Origin of the sequence: Aquiflexum sp. (assembly GCF_041749095.1) — a bacterium.
Taxonomy (GTDB): domain Bacteria; phylum Bacteroidota; class Bacteroidia; order Cytophagales; family Cyclobacteriaceae; genus Aquiflexum.
In genome coordinates this window covers 1-18,159 of record NZ_JBGTCA010000391.1, presented here as the reverse complement: position 1 = coordinate 18,159, position 18,159 = coordinate 1, and the positions used below count along the sequence as shown (strand labels likewise).

At 40.4% G+C, this 18,159-nt stretch carries 13 protein-coding genes and 1 pseudogene; all 14 read left to right on the top strand.

The genetic code is table 11. From position 1 onward, the window contains the following. Window positions 1–475 precede the first annotated feature (475 nt). Window positions 476–1,087 carry an RNA polymerase sigma factor gene (locus ACEW8O_RS17810; protein ID WP_373495979.1) on the top strand — a complete coding sequence of 204 codons (612 nt, stop codon included), beginning with the start codon at window positions 476–478 and terminating at the stop codon, window positions 1,085–1,087. A gap of 75 nt (window positions 1,088–1,162) precedes the next feature. Further along, complete coding sequence (locus tag ACEW8O_RS17805; RefSeq protein WP_373495978.1) at window positions 1,163–2,206, top strand: FecR family protein; 1,044 nt, start codon at window positions 1,163–1,165, stop codon at window positions 2,204–2,206. A gap of 247 nt (window positions 2,207–2,453) precedes the next feature. Continuing rightward, a complete protein-coding gene (locus ACEW8O_RS17800; protein ID WP_373495977.1) occupies window positions 2,454–5,669 on the top strand; it encodes a SusC/RagA family TonB-linked outer membrane protein in 3,216 nt (1,071 codons plus the stop codon). 10 nt (window positions 5,670–5,679) lie between these two features. Then, window positions 5,680–7,176: a RagB/SusD family nutrient uptake outer membrane protein gene (locus tag ACEW8O_RS17795; RefSeq protein WP_373495976.1), complete on the top strand. Its 1,497-nt coding sequence runs from the start codon at window positions 5,680–5,682 to the stop codon at window positions 7,174–7,176. Between the two features lie 307 nt (window positions 7,177–7,483). Further along, a complete protein-coding gene (locus tag ACEW8O_RS17790; RefSeq protein ID WP_373495975.1) occupies window positions 7,484–9,121 on the top strand; it encodes a sulfatase-like hydrolase/transferase in 1,638 nt (545 codons plus the stop codon). Between the two features lie 23 nt (window positions 9,122–9,144). After that, on the top strand, window positions 9,145–10,503 hold the full coding sequence (locus ACEW8O_RS17785; protein ID WP_373495974.1) for a sulfatase: 1,359 nt from the start codon (window positions 9,145–9,147) through the stop codon (window positions 10,501–10,503). Between the two features lie 45 nt (window positions 10,504–10,548). Beyond that, window positions 10,549–11,844, top strand: coding sequence for a hypothetical protein (locus tag ACEW8O_RS17780; protein ID WP_373495973.1), 1,296 nt, complete (start codon window positions 10,549–10,551; stop codon window positions 11,842–11,844). A gap of 29 nt (window positions 11,845–11,873) precedes the next feature. Beyond that, window positions 11,874–11,966, top strand: a pseudogene (locus tag ACEW8O_RS17775) (hypothetical protein); the annotation flags it as partial. A 171-nt stretch (window positions 11,967–12,137) separates the two neighbouring features. After that, window positions 12,138–12,422: a hypothetical protein gene (locus ACEW8O_RS17770; protein WP_373495972.1), complete on the top strand. Its 285-nt coding sequence runs from the start codon at window positions 12,138–12,140 to the stop codon at window positions 12,420–12,422. Between the two features lie 6 nt (window positions 12,423–12,428). Next, window positions 12,429–14,177 carry an arylsulfatase gene (locus ACEW8O_RS17765; protein ID WP_373495971.1) on the top strand — a complete coding sequence of 583 codons (1,749 nt, stop codon included), beginning with the start codon at window positions 12,429–12,431 and terminating at the stop codon, window positions 14,175–14,177. 226 nt (window positions 14,178–14,403) lie between these two features. Then, complete coding sequence (locus ACEW8O_RS17760) at window positions 14,404–15,870, top strand: sulfatase (protein ID WP_373495970.1); 1,467 nt, start codon at window positions 14,404–14,406, stop codon at window positions 15,868–15,870. A gap of 58 nt (window positions 15,871–15,928) precedes the next feature. Then, window positions 15,929–17,017 carry a formylglycine-generating enzyme family protein gene (locus tag ACEW8O_RS17755; RefSeq protein ID WP_373495969.1) on the top strand — a complete coding sequence of 363 codons (1,089 nt, stop codon included), beginning with the start codon at window positions 15,929–15,931 and terminating at the stop codon, window positions 17,015–17,017. A gap of 609 nt (window positions 17,018–17,626) precedes the next feature. Continuing rightward, on the top strand, window positions 17,627–17,941 hold the full coding sequence (locus ACEW8O_RS17750) for an RNA polymerase sigma factor (RefSeq protein WP_373495968.1): 315 nt from the start codon (window positions 17,627–17,629) through the stop codon (window positions 17,939–17,941). Beyond that, the coding region (locus tag ACEW8O_RS17745) for a sigma-70 family RNA polymerase sigma factor (RefSeq protein ID WP_373495967.1) at window positions 17,938–18,159 on the top strand (222 nt) is incomplete at its 3' end. The genes ACEW8O_RS17750 and ACEW8O_RS17745, both read left to right, overlap by 4 nt.

Below are 18,159 nucleotides of genomic sequence, written 5' to 3'. Positions count from 1 at the left end.
AAAAATATCACAACATATCCCAACAGCTCGAAAATGAAAATATATCCCCAAAAATCCCCTGGCTTTATGACTACAAACTCGATTTTAGGTTCAAATAACTAAAATTAACCTATCCATGAAAAAGGCTGATAGCTATCGGGGGGATTCGGGGGGTCTCATGAGGATCCGAAAATGATTAAAATAAACATAAATAGGACCTCTGGAGATTCTTCGTGCCTCAGAATGACGGCTGCCTAAAGGGTCAATTACAAATATCTGAAATCCATGTAAATGATAAATTGATCTCACTGCTTATCAGTAGGTTATGATTAATTTGTAAATATTTTGTCATTATAGGGGTTACGTTTCTATCTTTATTTACTTTGTAGTATGAGAACCGATTCTTATTTGCTGTTCATTCAAAAAATCAGAATAAGGTATTACAGAAACCCCGGACTGAAAAAATTCAGAAAGGGCTGAAAAGCCATAACCCAAAATGCCCGAAAAGAAACTTTCACCCTCTTACCATGAATCCGGGAAGGTCTTATCCGATATAAGTCCCAGTGCTTTCCGGTCGGATACATCTGCATGGAATGCCTTTAGACTAGGAAATGAGTCCGCATTTATTTTTATCTACGAACGCTATTTCAATATTTTATATGAGTATGGCTTTAGGATCATATCCGATTCCTCAGTGGTCAAAGATGCACTTCAGGACATGTTTATCAACCTGAGAGAGCGCAGGCAGTACCTCGGAGATACAGATGACATTAAGTTTTACCTCTTTAAGTGTCTCAAGAGGCGTTTGATCAAGGATCATGCTGCATGGCAGGCGAAAAAAAATGGTCTGGAGGAGATTTCGGAAGGCATTCATTTTACCCTTTCATTCGAGTCACAGTTAATAGACCAGCAACTCACCAAGGAAAAAATAACCAAACTCAATGCAGCCATTGCTCAATTGAGTTCACGTAAAAGAGAAATCATCTACTACAGCTTCTACGAAGGCCTTTCATATCTACAAATTCAGGAGATCATGGGTCTTGAAAATCAGCAGACCACAAGGAACCTGATGTATAAAGCCATAAAGTATTTGAGAAAAATGATTTAGCCATGTGGGGTTTACCTTCTCAAATAAAATGAAAATAAAAATTATACCAACACTATTAGCTTACCTGTGAGAGAAATGAACAACATAGAAGATTTTTTGACCCATCAGGAATTTATCCGATGGGTAAAGCAACCGGATAAGGAACTGGAAGCCTATTGGGACCAATGGCGGCAAGCCAATCCGGAACAGCTTCCCGCCATGCGGTTGGCCAAGGAGATTTTGTTGAGGACTGAGTTTGTTAAATCTGAACCACCAGTTGGATTGAAGGAAGATGTGCTTCAGCAAGTACTAAAGCAAAGAGAAAAAGTTACACCTATAGCATCAAAATCAGCAGTTGGACAACGGCCAACCTGGACAAAATTCTGGGATGGATTGGGTCAGATGAGTAGGGTGGCTGCCATCCTTGTGGCCGGTTTAGGCCTTGCTTGGTTTATTGCTCCAATTTCTCAGGTAAGCCTGGAGCCAGAAATTTCCCAAATTGAAGAAACATATATCCAAAAGTCCACCCGACAAGGGGAGAAGTTGCTGATCACCTTAGCAGATGGTACCAAAGTATGGCTGAACACCTCAAGCGAATTTGATTTTCCGGAGAAATTCGGAAACGGAAACCGGCTGGTCAGCCTGAGGGGAGAGGCGTATTTTGAGGTGGTGCAGGACAGCCTGAGACCTTTCAAAGTGAAGACAGATGGCCTGCTGACCACCGTTTTGGGTACCAGCTTCAATATCAATACCAAGGAAGCCGGGAAAACAAATATTGCCCTTGTAAGCGGAAAAGTGGAGGTTTCCTCTTCGCAAAGCATGGTCTCTTTGTTCCCAGGCGAAATGCTGAATTTTGACAATGCCACCGAATCCTTTGATGTAAATACCTTCGATGCTTCGCTGGTGCTGGGTTGGAAGGACGGTGTGCTACGGTTTCACAGGGCTTCACTTAGGGAGGTGAAGGAAGAGCTGGAAGAGTGGTATGGCGTAGAAATCACACTTAAAAATGCCAAAGGTGTAAATTGGCAGTTTTCGGGGGAATACCCACAGCAGATGCTGGAGGAGGTACTTGAGAGTATGTCTTATATCAAGGAATTTGACTACAAGATAAAGGGTAAGGCAGTAACACTAACTTTCTAAGATCATGACCAAGACAGACACATCATAGAAAAAAGCCAGAATGGAGCAAGCTCCCTTCCGGCTTCAGAGGAAACCTGCACATGGCAATCATTGGGGAATGGCACCATGGCAGGCTTAGCTTACCGAAATCGATTATTCAATAAACCAATGTAAAATTATGAAAAATAAGTTACTAAAGGCAATCATTATGCTTTCCAAATGCTTTCTATATGGTTTTGTCTTGCAGACCCTGCTGCTAAACCTGGTTTTGGCCCTGAATGCATCCGGCCAATATAGAAACATAGAAGAAGTGAGGGTCACTTTATCGGCTGATCATTTGAGTCTCGATCAGTTTTTCAGTGAGGTGCAGCGGCAGACTCCTTTCAAGTTTTCTTATGAACACAGGGATGTAAACCGACAACTGACGGTAACATTTGCAAAGAAAGAGGGTCCGGTCATTGATTTTTTAAAGGAGGCAGCGCAGCAGACCAATCTTTCCTTCAGGCAGGTAAATCACGGGATTGACGTGTTGAAAAGGAAGGGTAGTGGGCAAGTACTGGTTTCCGTAGCTGATATTACAATTACTGGCAGGGTGGTTGATGATAAGGGTGATCCCCTGCCGGGAGCCTCTGTTTCTGTGGTGGGAACCACTACAGGTACAGTGACTGACATTGATGGGAATTATACCATTTTAGTTCCAGAAGGTGCGACATTGATTTTTTCCTATATAGGTTTTGAGTCCATGCGGGTTGCAGTGGATAACAGATCCCAGATAAATGTAACTTTAAATCCTGACATGTCTTCTTTGGATGAAGTTGTGGTTATTGGATATGGTACTGTAAAGAAAAGCGATTTAACGGGCTCAGTTTCACAGATTAAAAGCGAAACGATAAGTGCAGTTACTACACCCAGATTAGATCAGGCTTTGCAAGGAAAGGCTGCGGGGGTTCAAGTTACATCATTAAATGGTGAACCAGGTACAGGGACATCCATTCGCATACGTGGTGGAAATTCCATTAATGCTTCGAACGAACCACTGTTTGTAATTGATGGGTTTATCGGCGGAGGCGACCTGAATTCCATTAATGTAAATGATGTAGAATCAATAGAAATATTGAAAGATGCATCAGCTACTTCAATTTACGGAGCCAGGGGAGCTAATGGAGTTATTTTAGTTACTACCAAACGGGGAAAAGAAGGCGTCGGCAGGGTAAATGTTAATTCGTATTATGGAATTCAAACCTTGGCAGGTAAAATTGATTTTCTTAAAGGACCTGACAGGGCAGCTTATGCAAAAGAACATCAGGAACATCTCAACCAAGCAGTAGCTTTTCCAGATCCTTCCAGTGTATCACATACTGACTGGCAGGAAGTAATGACAAATGACGCTCCAATAAAAAATACAGATATCTCATTTTCCGGTGGTAATAAATCAATAAAATATTTTTTATCTGGAAATTACTTTAACCAGGAAGGTCTTATCGTAAATTCCGGATTTGAACGGTATCAACAAAGATTAAATTTGGATGCTGATATTTTTGATTGGTTGACCGTTGGAACTACACTGAACATAAGCAGAACTGCACGTAATAATAATAAAGTAGATTTTTATACCCTGCTTAAAGATATGTACACAACAACACCAGTTTACAAAGAAGATGGTTCATATAACGATTATAACTCATTGATTCAAGATTTCTTTCCGAATATGTTGGAAACAACATTGATGACTAAGGATAACACTTTTGATACCCGCTTCCTCGGAAATTATTATTTATCAGCAAATTTTCAAAATGGATTATCTATAAGATCTACAATTGGTGCTGACCTTAATTATTCTAAAACTAATTTGTATTTACCCGGTGAATTACCCGCAAGAAAAGACCAAAATCGTGGTGGTTATGCACGTATTTCTAATTCAACCTCAAGAGAATTTCTAAATGAAAATACAATATCTTATATGAAAGATTTTGAAAACCATTCTATTAATCTTCTTGGGGGAGCAACATACCAGAATTCTCAAAGGGAGTCTTTATGGGCATCAGGTGATGGCTTTTCTAATGATGTTCTGGAATACAACAGACTGAGCACTGGAAATCCTTTACTCCGAAATTCGGATTCAGGATTTAGTGACTGGACTATGATTTCATTTCTTGGAAGAGCAAATTATATTTACAATGAGAAATACCTTTTTACTTTAACAGGTCGTTATGATGGATCTTCAAGGCTTGCAGCAAATAATAAATGGGCGTTTTTCCCTTCGGCAGCAGTCGCATGGAGGCTTATTGAAGAAGACTTTATTAAAGAGACAGGTATTTTCAGTGACTTAAAGTTAAGGGCCAGCTATGGTAAAACAGGTAATCAGGCAATCGGCATCTATAGTACTTTACCCAGTCTTCAAGTAAACAGAGTGTTTTTTAATAACAGCGAATGGGTAGCCTATAGATCAGGAAACATCCCAAATCCAGATTTAAGATGGGAAACAACTGATCAACTGGATTTGGGATTAGAAGGTGGATTTTTTGATGGAAAACTTTCCTTTGAATTTGATTATTACTATAAGCGTACAAAAGATCTTTTGTTGGAGGTTGAAATTCCTCGTCAAACAGGCTATGCTTCAAGGTTAATCAATATTGGGGAAGTTGAAAACAAAGGAGTGGAATTATTTATTAGGACATATCCAATAACAACCAACAATTTTTCTTGGGAACTTTCTTTCAATATTGCTGCCAACAGAAACAAAGTACTTGATTTGGGAGGTAAGGATTTTATTGATGTAGGAAAGGGTGCAAGATTAATTGTCGGCGAACCTGCTATAGTATTTTATGGGTTGGTTTACGATGGAACCTGGAAATCCCAGGAAGAAATTGATGCGAGCAATGGGTTTATGGCAAACGTACAACCAGGGTATCCAAAATTTAAAGATGTGGATGGAAACGGAAAATTTGAAAGGACATCTGATCGTGAAATATTAGGTACCCCACAGCCTGATTTTTATGGAGGAATAGAGAGTAAATTTAGATATAAAAATCTTGAACTTGATTTATTTTTCACGGGTACTTATGGAAATGAAATATACAGTGAATTCGGCCCGCGTTTATTTTATGGTGGTTTTGCAAGTAATATTCATGCAATGGCACTTAATCGCTGGACCGTTGAAAACAATACGTCGGATATTCCGAGAGCTGGTTCAGTAGTATCTGTAAATATGAGTGATACTCATTCCACTGATGTGCAAGACGGCTCGTTCCTAAGATTACAAACATTTCGATTTGCATACAATATTATTACTAAAAATATTGCCTGGTTAAACAGGGCCCAGGTTTATGTTGCAGGGAATAATTTATTCATCTTGCATAATTACGATTGGGGCAACGATCCGGAAGTGAACTCACAAGGCACACATTCAATTTTAAGAGGATATGATGGTTATACTTATCCCAATAATCGTTCATTTTCGGTAGGTATTAATGTTGAATTTTAAATAATAGTTTATGAAACCTAATAAAATAATATCAATAATTACCATCCTTTTATTGACGGCCTGTAGTGAAATGTTAATAGAGGAACCAAGAGATATCATGGATCCATCTCAGTTTTTCAATACAGATGCCGAAGCAATTGGCGCAGTGAATGGTATATACAGCAGAGGTTTTGATTTTCTTTATGGAACAGGAACTAATCGAAGTTATATGTCTTATTCTCATTGGGGAACAGACATTGCACGGCCAACTGGAGGTAGGGAAGCTAATTTCCCACCACATGTTTATACTTTAAGTTCCTCAGAAGATGCGAATATAAGAGAGCATTGGGAAATATTGTACAGAACAATTGCAGATGCCAACTTAGTTATTGAGAATGTCGAAAGAACCAAAAATAACTTTTCTCCTGATGTTTATAATCAAACTATTGGTGAGGCAAAAGTTTTGCGGGCTTTGATGTATTATGTATTAACTAATTATTTTGGAGATGTACCGATGTGGTTAGAGGCACTTAAGGTTGGTGAGGTTTCAACCTTATCAAGGACTCCTGTAAACAAAATTTATGATCAGATGATTGTTGATTTAGAAGATGCAGCAAATAAACTTCCATCTTCATATCAAGGACCCAATAAAGGGCGTGCCAGTAAATGGGCAGCTATGATGTTACTTACAAAGTATTACTTAATTAAAAAAGACTGGAATAATGCAAAAATTACAGCGGGAAAAATAGTTAATGAATCTCCGCATGTACTCTTACCGGATTATGGTGCAATTTTTAGTATTAACAATGAATATAATGATGAAATAATCTGGGAGAAAGATGCAGTACGTGATATATACCCTACTTGGATTCCCACTGCTTTTACTCCCCGTGCCGTTGATGAACCCAGGTTTTCAGCCACTGAAATTGATTATCAATTTAATGGCTTCGGATTGCTATCATCCTCAAATGAATTTGTTGGTTCATTTGATCCAGACGATAAGCGAAAACCTCTTTATAATTTTAATGGTTTCTATGATGATCCAGATGGGGATGGTATATATGACCGTTGGATACAACTAAATAATAGGTATGTCGAAAAAATGTTGGATCATGGAAGTCCGCGACTCAATAGTGGTAAAAATATTATTGTTTACAGACTTGCAGATGCCTATTTAATGTATGCAGAAGCAGAGAATGAATTAAATGGACCTACATCAGAGGCTTATTCAAAAATTAACAGCATTCGTGATCGTGCTTTCGATAGTGATCCTGCAAAAAGATTGTCTGGTCTGAGTAAGGAGGAATTTCGACAAGCCATAATGGATGAACGTAAATGGGAATTGGCTTTTGAATTTCACAGGCGTTGGGATTTAAAGAGATGGGGCAAATTAGGTGAAGCAGTTCAAAGCATGGCGGAATCAAATCCCCTTGGTGCAGCAAATTTTAAACCGTATCATGATTTGTGGCCAATTCCTTTCGACGAAATCATTTTGAATCCAAACCTTACCCAGAATCCTGGATATTGATTGACAATAACAACAGACCACGTTGTACAAGTTGATGCTGTGAAAATGCTGTTAGCAGGCCTTCCGAAAGACGCGTACATGGTTTCCCCTGCCTCTAAGCTACTTAATTTAGTATCTTGATAGTGAGCAATAATCAAATTGCAGTCTAAGAAAAATAAAGAAACAAATACGAACCTGTTGTCGGGTTAGACCTCCAACCTGGGTATTAATTAGGAAGAGGAAATAACCATTATATTGAAAAAATCTCCTGATTTCAGGTTTTAAAAGGATGAATTGGCATATATATCATTATTAAATAAAAAGAACGATGGAAGAAGATAAAAGTGTAAATCGTAGGAAATTTTTTTTTAATTCTGCTGCTTTCGCAGGGGCTTTATTAACAGGAATAACCCTTTTCATGCTTATTGCACCTGTAAAAGCACAAAATAAAAATGTAGTTCTTATTATATCTGATGACCAAGGATTTACTGAACTGGGAGCCTATATGGATTTTGCCCACGCAAATACATTAAATACACCTAACGCCGATTATTATAAGTCAATAGATCGAATTTCTGATCTAGAGGCACCTATTGATGTTTGTTTTGAGGCGGCTAGAAAGTGCATGCCCAATGTTGATAAATTGTATCAGATGGGAGCTAGGTTTACTAGCTTCTATGCTGCTCCTACATGTGCACCATCCCGTGCGGCTTTATTGACTGCTTTATATCCGCAACGTTATGGCATTTATTCAAATGATGATATGGAAAAATCTGAAGGATTAGCTTTGGATGCCCTTTCAACGGTAAAATATTTGCAAGATGCAGGATATATGACTGGCATGGTTGGAAAGTGGCATTTAGGTGATACTGAAGGAAGGCACCCAAATGATGTTGGATTTGATTATTTTTTTGGTTTCAATAATTCTTGGGCCGAAAAATATGAATCAGAAATTCTTTTCAGAAACAGACAAAATATACCAGCTAAAGGATGGTTGGCAGATCAAACTTCCGAGGAGGCTATTGAGTTTCTTAAAAGGGCAGATGCTTCCGGGCAACCTTTCTTCTTAAAGGTTTCTTACAATGAACCACATGGACCGGTTCCTCCTCCACCTCAAAAATACATGGATTCTATTAATAGTGGCTCAGAAAATCTTGACGTTCATTTTGGTACCCTGTATGGCATGGATTATGGAATTGGTGAAATCCTGAAACAGCTGGAAAAAATGGGTGCTTCTGAAAATACCTTAATCATGTTCGGCTCTGATAATGGTGTAGGTCGGTTAAGGTTTCTTCGGGGTTTTGTTAAAAACGATCCATCTTGGACGAAGTTTAGTGATTATATGGTTCCCGTTCCTGGCAATGGGCCTTTAAGAGGTTGTAAATGGACTGTTTTTGAGGGTGCCGTCAGGGTACCGTTTATAGCTTATCTTCCAGGAATGAAGGGTGGACAAACCTTTTCATCACTTGTTTCAATTATGGATGTGATGCCAACCGTAATGAAATATGCAGGAATTAAGCCGGAGAATAAGCTGGATGGTAAAAGCTTTCTTTCAATCTTGAAGAATAATGAAGATAATTTTGAAAGGAATTCACTGATATGGGCCTGTGATGTTATGGAACCATTTGATTTGCCCGATAAAAATGATGAAGCATTTATTACTAACCGGGTGACGGAAAACCTAAAGATTTTGAATAAAAAAAGTGATTTTATCAGAAGTGAAGGCAATCCTCCTGGTTGGTTTATAATTAAAGATAATTGGAAACTTATGGGAATTGATACATTGAGGCCAGTACTTTTTAATTTGTCCCAGGATATTTCTGAGTCGAATGATCTTTCTTTTAGGTACCCCGATAAAGTTAAAATGATGTTTAGTGAATTCAGAAATTGGTTAGATGAAATGAACAAACCAGTTGTCTATTCTGAAGAGCAGTATGAAAAACTATTTAAAATTGAAATTCAATAAATATCATTAAAAAAGTCATTACCATGATAAAAAAAATTCTTTCAGTATTTATATTCTTGCTGTTTGCAAGTGGAATTAACGTTAATGCCCAGCAAAAACCTAATATCATTTTTATTCTTGCAGATGATTTAGGTTGGAAAGATGTTGGCTTTATGGGCAACCAAATTATTGAAACCCCGAACCTTGATAAGTTGGCTTCCTCTGGAATGGTATTTACCCAAGGATATAGCGCGGGACCAATGTGTACTCCAACCAGAGCCAGCATTATGACTGGAAAATATCCAGCAGATAATCAAATGTTCTCTGTAATCACATCATTACAACCACCTCCCAATTGGGACTATGGGGTACCTCGCGGAGATAATTATGATTTTTTCGAAATAGGGAATAATATCAGAACCCGAAGCTATCTTCCTTTGGAAGAAATTACAGTAGCAGAAATCTTAAAGGGAGAGGGTTATAAAACATGTTATATTGGGAAGTGGCATTTGGGGCATGACCCCTACCATCCGTTATATCAAGGATTCGATGTTCAGATAGGTACAACAAATTATGGCTCTCCTCCAACCTATTTTTTCCCATACGAAACCATGCGTACTGAACAAAAAAGATTAATTGAGGATTTAAACAAGGATGGAAAGCCTGGAGAATATTTAACTGACAGACTTACTGATGAAGCAATTGGTTTCATAAAAAAAAACAATGAGCATCCATTTTTTATTTCTCTCAATTATTATAATCCACATTCACCATATTACGCGAAGGAAGACTTGCAAAAATATTATGTTGAAGTTAAGAATCTAAATGACGGAGATGCTGAATATGCAGCAATGATTCACACGTTAGACCAAAATGTGGGAAAAATTGTAAATGCGGTTAAAAAATTGGGTTTACGCAAAAAGACATTGATTGTTTTCACCTCGGACAATGGAGGTGTTGGCGGCAAATCCGATCTGGCTCCTTTGAGGGGTGCAAAGGGTTCTATATATGAAGGAGGGATAAGAGTGCCGGTAGTATTTAGTATGCCGGGAAAGATTCCTCCTGGGAAAAATGAAAAAGACTTAGTGTCATCCATTGATTATTTTCCTACCATTCATGCTTTTGCAGGAATTCATGATACTGATCCAATGATCAGAGGTGTAAACCTATTACCCGTTTTAGAAGGTAAAATTGATTTAGAAGACAGAAGTCTTTTCTGGATATTTCCACAAATGGAAAATGACATGGTAATAAGAAAGGGGGATTTTAAGTTGATCGTTAATTCAAAGACAGGTCAAAAAGAATTGTATAATCTGATTAAAGATCCTTCAGAAAGTATTAATCTAAGTGAACAGCATCCCGAGATAGTGACACGGCTCGATAGTTTATTGAAAGCATTTTGAAATTAGAAAATATCATCATTTAATTTTATAAAAAATAATATAACAATGGATAACAAAAAATTTAACAGAAGAAACTTTTTAGGTGCAGCTACTGCTTTGGGCATTACGTTGCCGTTGAATTCATTTTCGGCCACCGATATTCAAGTCGAAAATCCTTTTGATGAACCCAAAAGGCCAAATATTAATTTGAATGATGTTTCAGAAGCAGGTGTGATAGTATCTACTCACCCTAAAAGGGGACATTTTCGTACAGCTGATTTTAAATCTGATGTTGAAGCAGTTCAATATGCTTACGATCAAATGATGACCAATCGTGATTTGCCAAAAACTTTAATTTTAGATTCTTCATTTCGCCCTTTTGAATTTGATGGATATCTGGATATTTGGCAGTCAAAATGTCGGATAACGGCTACCGGTGGGACAACCATTGTGCCAAAGCCGGGATATAAAGGACCTGTTATCCAATCCACAATTCGTGATGAAACAGAAGTAGGAGAGGACAAACTGATATCCAACGTGATTATGGATAATATTTGGATTGACGGAAAAGATGAATGTATGGGAATCAGGCTTCGGCACCTTCAAATGTCAACGATCCATGACATCCATGTGCGTTCGACAGATGGACCTGGCCTGTGGATTAGTGATTGTGTCATTGAAAATCTCTTTTCCAATTTGATTATTTCGGATAATTGCGGAAGTGAGGAATATCCTGCTTTGCTCATTGAACCTGAATGGATTGAAATATCCAGAAAGACAAATGGGTTTGGAAATCCCACAATTAACAGTACTCAATTTTCAGGTATAATGATTCATTTTCCCACCAATGATGCTTTACGTATCAGTGCAGGCCCGGTTCCCATTCGATCCGATCGCCGTCAAAGGAAAATGCAGTTTGTTGGTTGTTTCTTTCATGGGCATCCAAGACAAACCAAGCCTTTAGTTACATTATCCGATGCATTTGAGAATACTTTTATTGGGACCCAGATGATTATGTGGAAAGATGAAGGAGTAGTTATTCAGATAGGTGAACATGGTGCCCAGCATCCTGCAGGAATTACAATGATCAGTCATTGTATCATCTGTAGTAAACCAGATTCAAATGTAACAGGTATAAAAGTAGTGAATGTTGATACAGAAAAACCTTCTCTTATTTTATTTGGAAATGCTTTTGGAACAAGTTATAAATGGCTTGCACATGCCGTAGATTGGGGAAATCAAAAAGGAAAATTGGCTAGTTGGGGGGCAAATTCTGTATCCACATCTAAAGAGCCACATATAGGTATTCTTCCGGAAAATGCTGATATAACTCCATTCAAAAAGGATTTGCCCAAGACATAAAAATTCGAATGAACTAATGGGAAGAAGCCAAATTGGGCATGTTCATTCATTGGGGTGTTTATGCAGTTCCCTCCAGGACTTATCATGGTAAAAACGTTGAAGAGCATTGGAATGGATTATGACCTGTGGCACAGTGGTAAAATACCTGTTTCAGAAATTAAGCCTATGCTCAGGATTTAAATCTGGGTAAATATGACCTTAGGCATAGGCAAATCTGGCAAAGGAAGCCAGAGAGGGGATTAGGAACTAAACAGCCAAAATGCTCAACAATGATATTTAATTAGTAAAATCTCATGAAACCATTTTCTTTTCTTGTTGGATTATTATTCATAATTGCCCAACATTCCTTTGCACAATCAAAAGTCATTCTGGAAGAAAAACAGGTTGTTTTGCCTACATATCCAGCTGCGCCGGCTGAAAAAAGTCCCATCTTTTTTAGGGGCGAAGCTTACCAGGGAGCCTCGTGGCACTATTATCCGCTTAAGCTGAATGACCAGTACATCAACGAAAGGGTGGAGCAGGAGTGGAAACACTTGATACTTGAAAATGAATACATCGAGCTGACCATTACTAACTGAAGAATAATGAAAATATTAAAAAGCCTGATAGCAGTTCCTTTCGCATTATTGGGATTAACCACTTATGCACAAGTAGATACCCAGAAGCCAAATGTAATTGTTATTGTTACAGATGACCAGGGATATGGCGATATTGCTTCACACGGCCACCCCCACGTGATCACACCAAATATGGACAGGCTTCGTGATATAAGTGTTCGTCTGGAGAATTTCCATGTAGATCCTACTTGTGCACCGACCCGGGCATCATTGATGACTGGCCGTTATTCAGCACGCGTGGGAGTTTGGCATACGGTCATTGGCAGAAACCTTCTCCGCGAGGATGAAACCACTATAGCGGAAGTATTCCGGGAGGCAGGCTATCGTACAGGTATATTCGGGAAATGGCATCTGGGTGATTCCTATCCTTATGCAGCTAGATTCAGGGGGTTCGATGAAGCCATTGTTCATGGTGCCGGCGGGGTAGGCCAGACACCTGATTATTGGGGTAATGACTATTTTGAAGATCACTATAATGATAATGGAGTTTGGCGACCTTTTCAGGGCTATTGCACCAATGTTTGGTTCAATGAGGCCTTGAGTTTTATAAATGAAAACAAAGACCACCCATTTTTTCTTTATTTGCCTACCAATGCAGCACACCAAACTCGTCCACATGTGTCTGAGCGATATAAGGATCTTTACAAAGATGTAAACACAAATGATCCACTTAAAATATTTTGGGGAATGATAACCAATATCGATGATAATCTTGGCGTGATGATGGATCGGTTGGAACATTGGGGGCTTTTGAATAATACCATTCTGATTTTTATGGGAGACAACGGAACTTGCATGGGGTCAAATTTTTGGCCGAAAAATGAGAAAGGCGAATGGTCTGACCATTATAACAATGGCATGCAAGGTGCGAAAGGTTCACATTATGATGGCGGGCATCGCGTATTTGGATATGTTTATTATCCGGCTGCCGGAATTGAAGGTGGCCGTGATATTGACCATCTCACTGCTCACATAGATATGATGCCCACCTTGATGGAGCTTTGCAATATCCCCAAACCTGCACATGTAGAATTTGACGGAACATCGCTTGTTCCGCTGCTTACCGACAAATATAAAACCTGGCCCGAACGAACGCTTTTTGTTCACAACCAACGTGTAGTTGATCCTATTAAATGGAAACAGACCTCTGTTATGACTGATCGCTGGCGTTTAATTGACAGTACACTTTTATATGACATAAAAAAGGATCCAGGTCAGCAAAACAATATCATAGAAGACCATCCTGAAGTGGCTGATAAACTGCGTAGTGAATATAACCTTTGGTGGGATGATATCAGTCAGCGGTTCCATGAAACCACACCTTTATACATCGGTGCGGATCAACAGAATCCCGTTCAGCTTAATGCACATGACTGGATAATGAATGATTTACCACCATGGAATCAACCACATATATTGGAACGGCCTAAGAGCAACGGTCCCTGGAGGGTTCGGGTAACGGAAGCTGGCCGTTATGCTTTCATATTGCGGGAAAGACCTGAGATAGCTGGTTTTCCCCTTACTGCCACTAGTGCCCGCTTATATATTGAATATATGGTTGATGAATTAAAGCCGGTAGTGCAGGGAGCGACGGAAGTTCATTTTGAGGTTGAACTTGAGGCTGGTGACACGGAGGTAAAAACCTGGTTGATTGAAAAAGACGGAACTTCAAGAGGAGCCTATTTTGTAGAAGTCAACCGATTGAGTAACGAGTAAGAATGTAAGATAAGTTTTAAGCAAACATCCAGATCAGAAAACCTATTGATTATAATATTAAAAGTGTTTAATCATATACGCATTTTGGATTTACCACAAAAGGAAATATTGCCGAAGATTACACAATCGTTCTAAAAGTTGGGCTGCAAACTAGAAAAGAAAATGAGATTCTGGTGACTGCCTGAGACTAACCTGTCAAATCGAAAACTTACAAAAGAATAAATCTATGATGTCAATCCGAAATTTTACAATAATTGTTTTTTCGCTTCTCCTTATCAGCGCAACGGCTTTTGTCCTGCGAAGCACTATTCCTGCCGAGCATGCGCCAAATATTATCATCATCAACTTCGACGATCTTGGTTACGGCGACTTTGAACCTTATGGAATGTTGGATGTGCCCACGCCCAACATCAACCGCCTGGCCCGGGAGGGGCTTCGGTTGACTAATTTCAACACTGTCCAGGCCGTCTGCACCACCTCTCGGGCCGCTTTACTCACCGGATGCTATCCCAACCGACTGGGCCTGCACGGAGCACTGCCTCCTTGGTCCAAGATAGCACTGAATCCTCAGGAGGAAACTATCGCCTCCCTGCTTAAACCCAAAGGATATCAAACGGCTATACTGGGCAAGTGGCACCTGGGGTCCCAGCCCGCCTACTACCCCGCCAGCTACGGTTTCGACTCCTACTTCGGCATTCCGTATTCTAACGATATGTGGCCGGTGCATTTTGACGGTACCCCCATCACAGATCCAGCCAACAGCAGAGGCAAGTACCCACCCTTGCCTTTAATTGAGGGGGACAGGCAGGTAGACATCATTCGCACCTTGGAAGACCAGGCACAGTTGACCACTAGCCTGACGGAAAGAGCCGTATCTTTTATTTCTCAACATAAAAAGAAACCATTCTTCCTCTACATTGCCCACCCCATGCCCCACGTTCCCCTGGCTGCATCTGGGAAATTCCGCGGCAAGAGCGAGGCGGGACTGTTGGGAGATGTGCTGATGGAACTGGACTGGTCGGTAGGGGAGGTAATGCGGGCGTTAGACAAACAAAAACTTTCTTCCCGGACGCTGCTCATCGTTACCAGCGATAACGGTCCCTGGCTCGTTTATGGAAACCACGCTGGTTCCTCTGGGGGGTTTAAGGAAGGAAAGCAGACCTCTTGGGAAGGAGGAACTCGGGTACCCTGCCTCATCCGATGGCCTGGCAAGGTGGCGGCCGGCGGCATTTCTGCCCAGTTGCTGACCAATATGGACATCTTGCCCACATTGGTGGAGCTTGCCGGGGCGGCCCAGCCGAAGAAAAAGATCGATGGGCTTTCTTTTGCGAACTTGCTGCTGGGAAAGACGAGCCAGGGCCCGAGAAAGGTGTTTTACTATTATTACGACCAGAACAATCTGCGGGCTGTGCGGCAGGGTAACTGGAAACTGGTGCTGCCCCACACCTCCAACTCTGTCGCCCAAGGAACTCCCGGAAAGGATGGCTTCCCAGGGAAGAACGCCCGGGTAGAAGTGAGCCAGAGCCTATACAACCTAACTCTTGATCCGGGTGAGCAGTTTAATGTGCATGAGCTGTACCCGGACATGGTTCTGAGGCTACTGGAGCTGGCCGAGGAGGCACGCGCAGATCTGGGCGACGACCTAACCGGGCGCACCGGGAAGAACGTGCGGTCGGCAGCAGTGGTGGATTAGCTTGTACTTCCTTAGTCTGCTGGGCCTACCCCTTATCTTATATTACAAAACCATGAATATGAAATTAACAGTTAAGCAAAGCCTCACTTTCCACCATTTATTTCTCCTGTGCTGCCTGACTATTGTTTTGCTGGTAATAGGCTGTAATTCCAAAGAAAACAATGAAAAAGAAGAAAAACATGCTTCACAAATGTCCAATTCAAAGAAATCCGACTTACCCTTTGGGGAGATGGGCTTTATACCCGAAGGATATTATGAAATGGGGGGAAACAACGAACAGGCTGATCCTGACGAATTTCCCAGGCATGGCGTAAGAGTGAAAAGTTTCTGGATGGATGCCCATGAAGTGACCAACCGCCAGTTTATGGAATTTGTACAACAGACAGGTTACATAACCGTAGCCGAAAGACCCATAGATTGGGAGGAACTTAAGGATCAAGTTGCACCTGGAACTCCCAAACCCTCAGATGATATCCTGCAACCGGGCTCCATGGTATTCCATCCGACCAGTGGACCGGTCCCCATGGACAACCCGGGAAAGTGGTGGCGTTGGGTGATCGGGGCGAATTGGAAAAACCCGGAAGGCCCAAAAAGCAATATAAATCACAGGATGGACCATCCGGTGGTCCATGTCTCCTATGAGGATGCCAATGCCTATGCCCAGTGGGCAGGTAAGCGATTGCCAACGGAAGCAGAGTGGGAGTGGGCAGCAAGGGGAGGTCTGAAAGACCCTGTCTATCCCTGGGGAAATGAACCCGCCAAAAATGCAAGCAGCAAGGCAAATTTCTGGCAGGGGATGTTTCCTTACCAAGACAGGGGAGAGGACGGTTTTAAAGGGACTTCACCTGTAATGAGTTTTGAGGCCAACGGTTACGGCCTATATGACATGGCCGGGAATGTCTGGGAATGGTGCGAGGACTGGTATCATTTTGATGCTTATGCGATGAAAGAAAATGAGGGATCCAAGGGTCCTGCCGAATCCCTTGACCCCCAGGAGCCATGGATTCCCAAAAGGGTTGTCCGTGGGGGGTCGTTTCTATGCAATGATTCCTATTGCAGCGGGTATAGGGTTTCCAGAAGGATGAAATCCAGTGAGGATTCAGGTCTGAATCATACCGGGTTTAGATGTGTCAAGGAAATTAAGTAAGATAGATTTAGGGTTATTAATCTGCAAAACCAGTCCGGCCTCCGGTCTGGTTTTTTAATTATTGAGACTATCCTCACTTCGTTTCCTAAGCACCACCCTCTTCCCGCCCATTTGTTCCATTTTAATAAGTTCATCAAACTCTTGTCCGCCAACACCTCCAGTATTTAATCAAAGTATTTCCCTGCCCTTCCTAAAGCGCAATCTTTAATCTAAAATGCATCAATTTTTTAAAACCAACTGGGGTTATTTTTACAAATAAACGCCTCTATATAAAAGAAGTAAAAAGCTTACACCAATTTTCTAAAAATGAAAATATTGAAAGCACAAACCCCCGGTTTTCGACTTAAAGTACATACATATAAATTTTGGGTTTTTTGATCTTGAAATCTCCCTCATTTCGTTTTCCTAAGAATACCCAAGAGCCCCGGAAAAAATCAAAAATACAGTAACCTTCAATTTCAGAATTTACGTTTCCCCCAAATATGACCAAATCGGGATATTTACCAAACTTTTATAAAACAAATATAGCCTAGCCAAATTTTAATTTTTTTTCTGTACCTTGATGGTGCAATGAACCCATTGAAACTTAATTTACTTTTAAAAAATATAGTGGAAAGAAATGATGAACGTTCTTTTTCCATATTTTTTGATCATTACCATACCCGATTGATCAGGTTAGCCATGCTTTTTGTTCCCAGGTTTGATCAGGCAGAAGAAGTCGTTGCCGAGGTTTTTCTCAAGCTGTTGCGGAAAAAAGAATCTCTTACCACGATCCGGAATTTTGAAGGATATCTTTTCAAAATGGTCAAACACGAGGCCTTGAATTATGTCAAAAACAATAAAAAGCAGAATTCGGGAAATGTGCTTTTTGATGATATCCAGGATAATTTATTAATCGATCAAAATGATCCTGAAAAAAAATGATAAATAATGATTTGGGTACTTTACTTCATCAGGTCATCGAGCAGTTGCCTCCCAAAAGAGGGCTTGTTTTTAAAATGGTTAAGGATGAGAATATGTCCTACAAAGAAGTTGGAGAAATCCTTGAAATTTCGGAACGCACAGTCGAGGTCCATCTAAAACTGGCCATTAAGGATTTAAGGAAAGCCCTTAGCCATTATTATGATGAAAATAAAGGAATC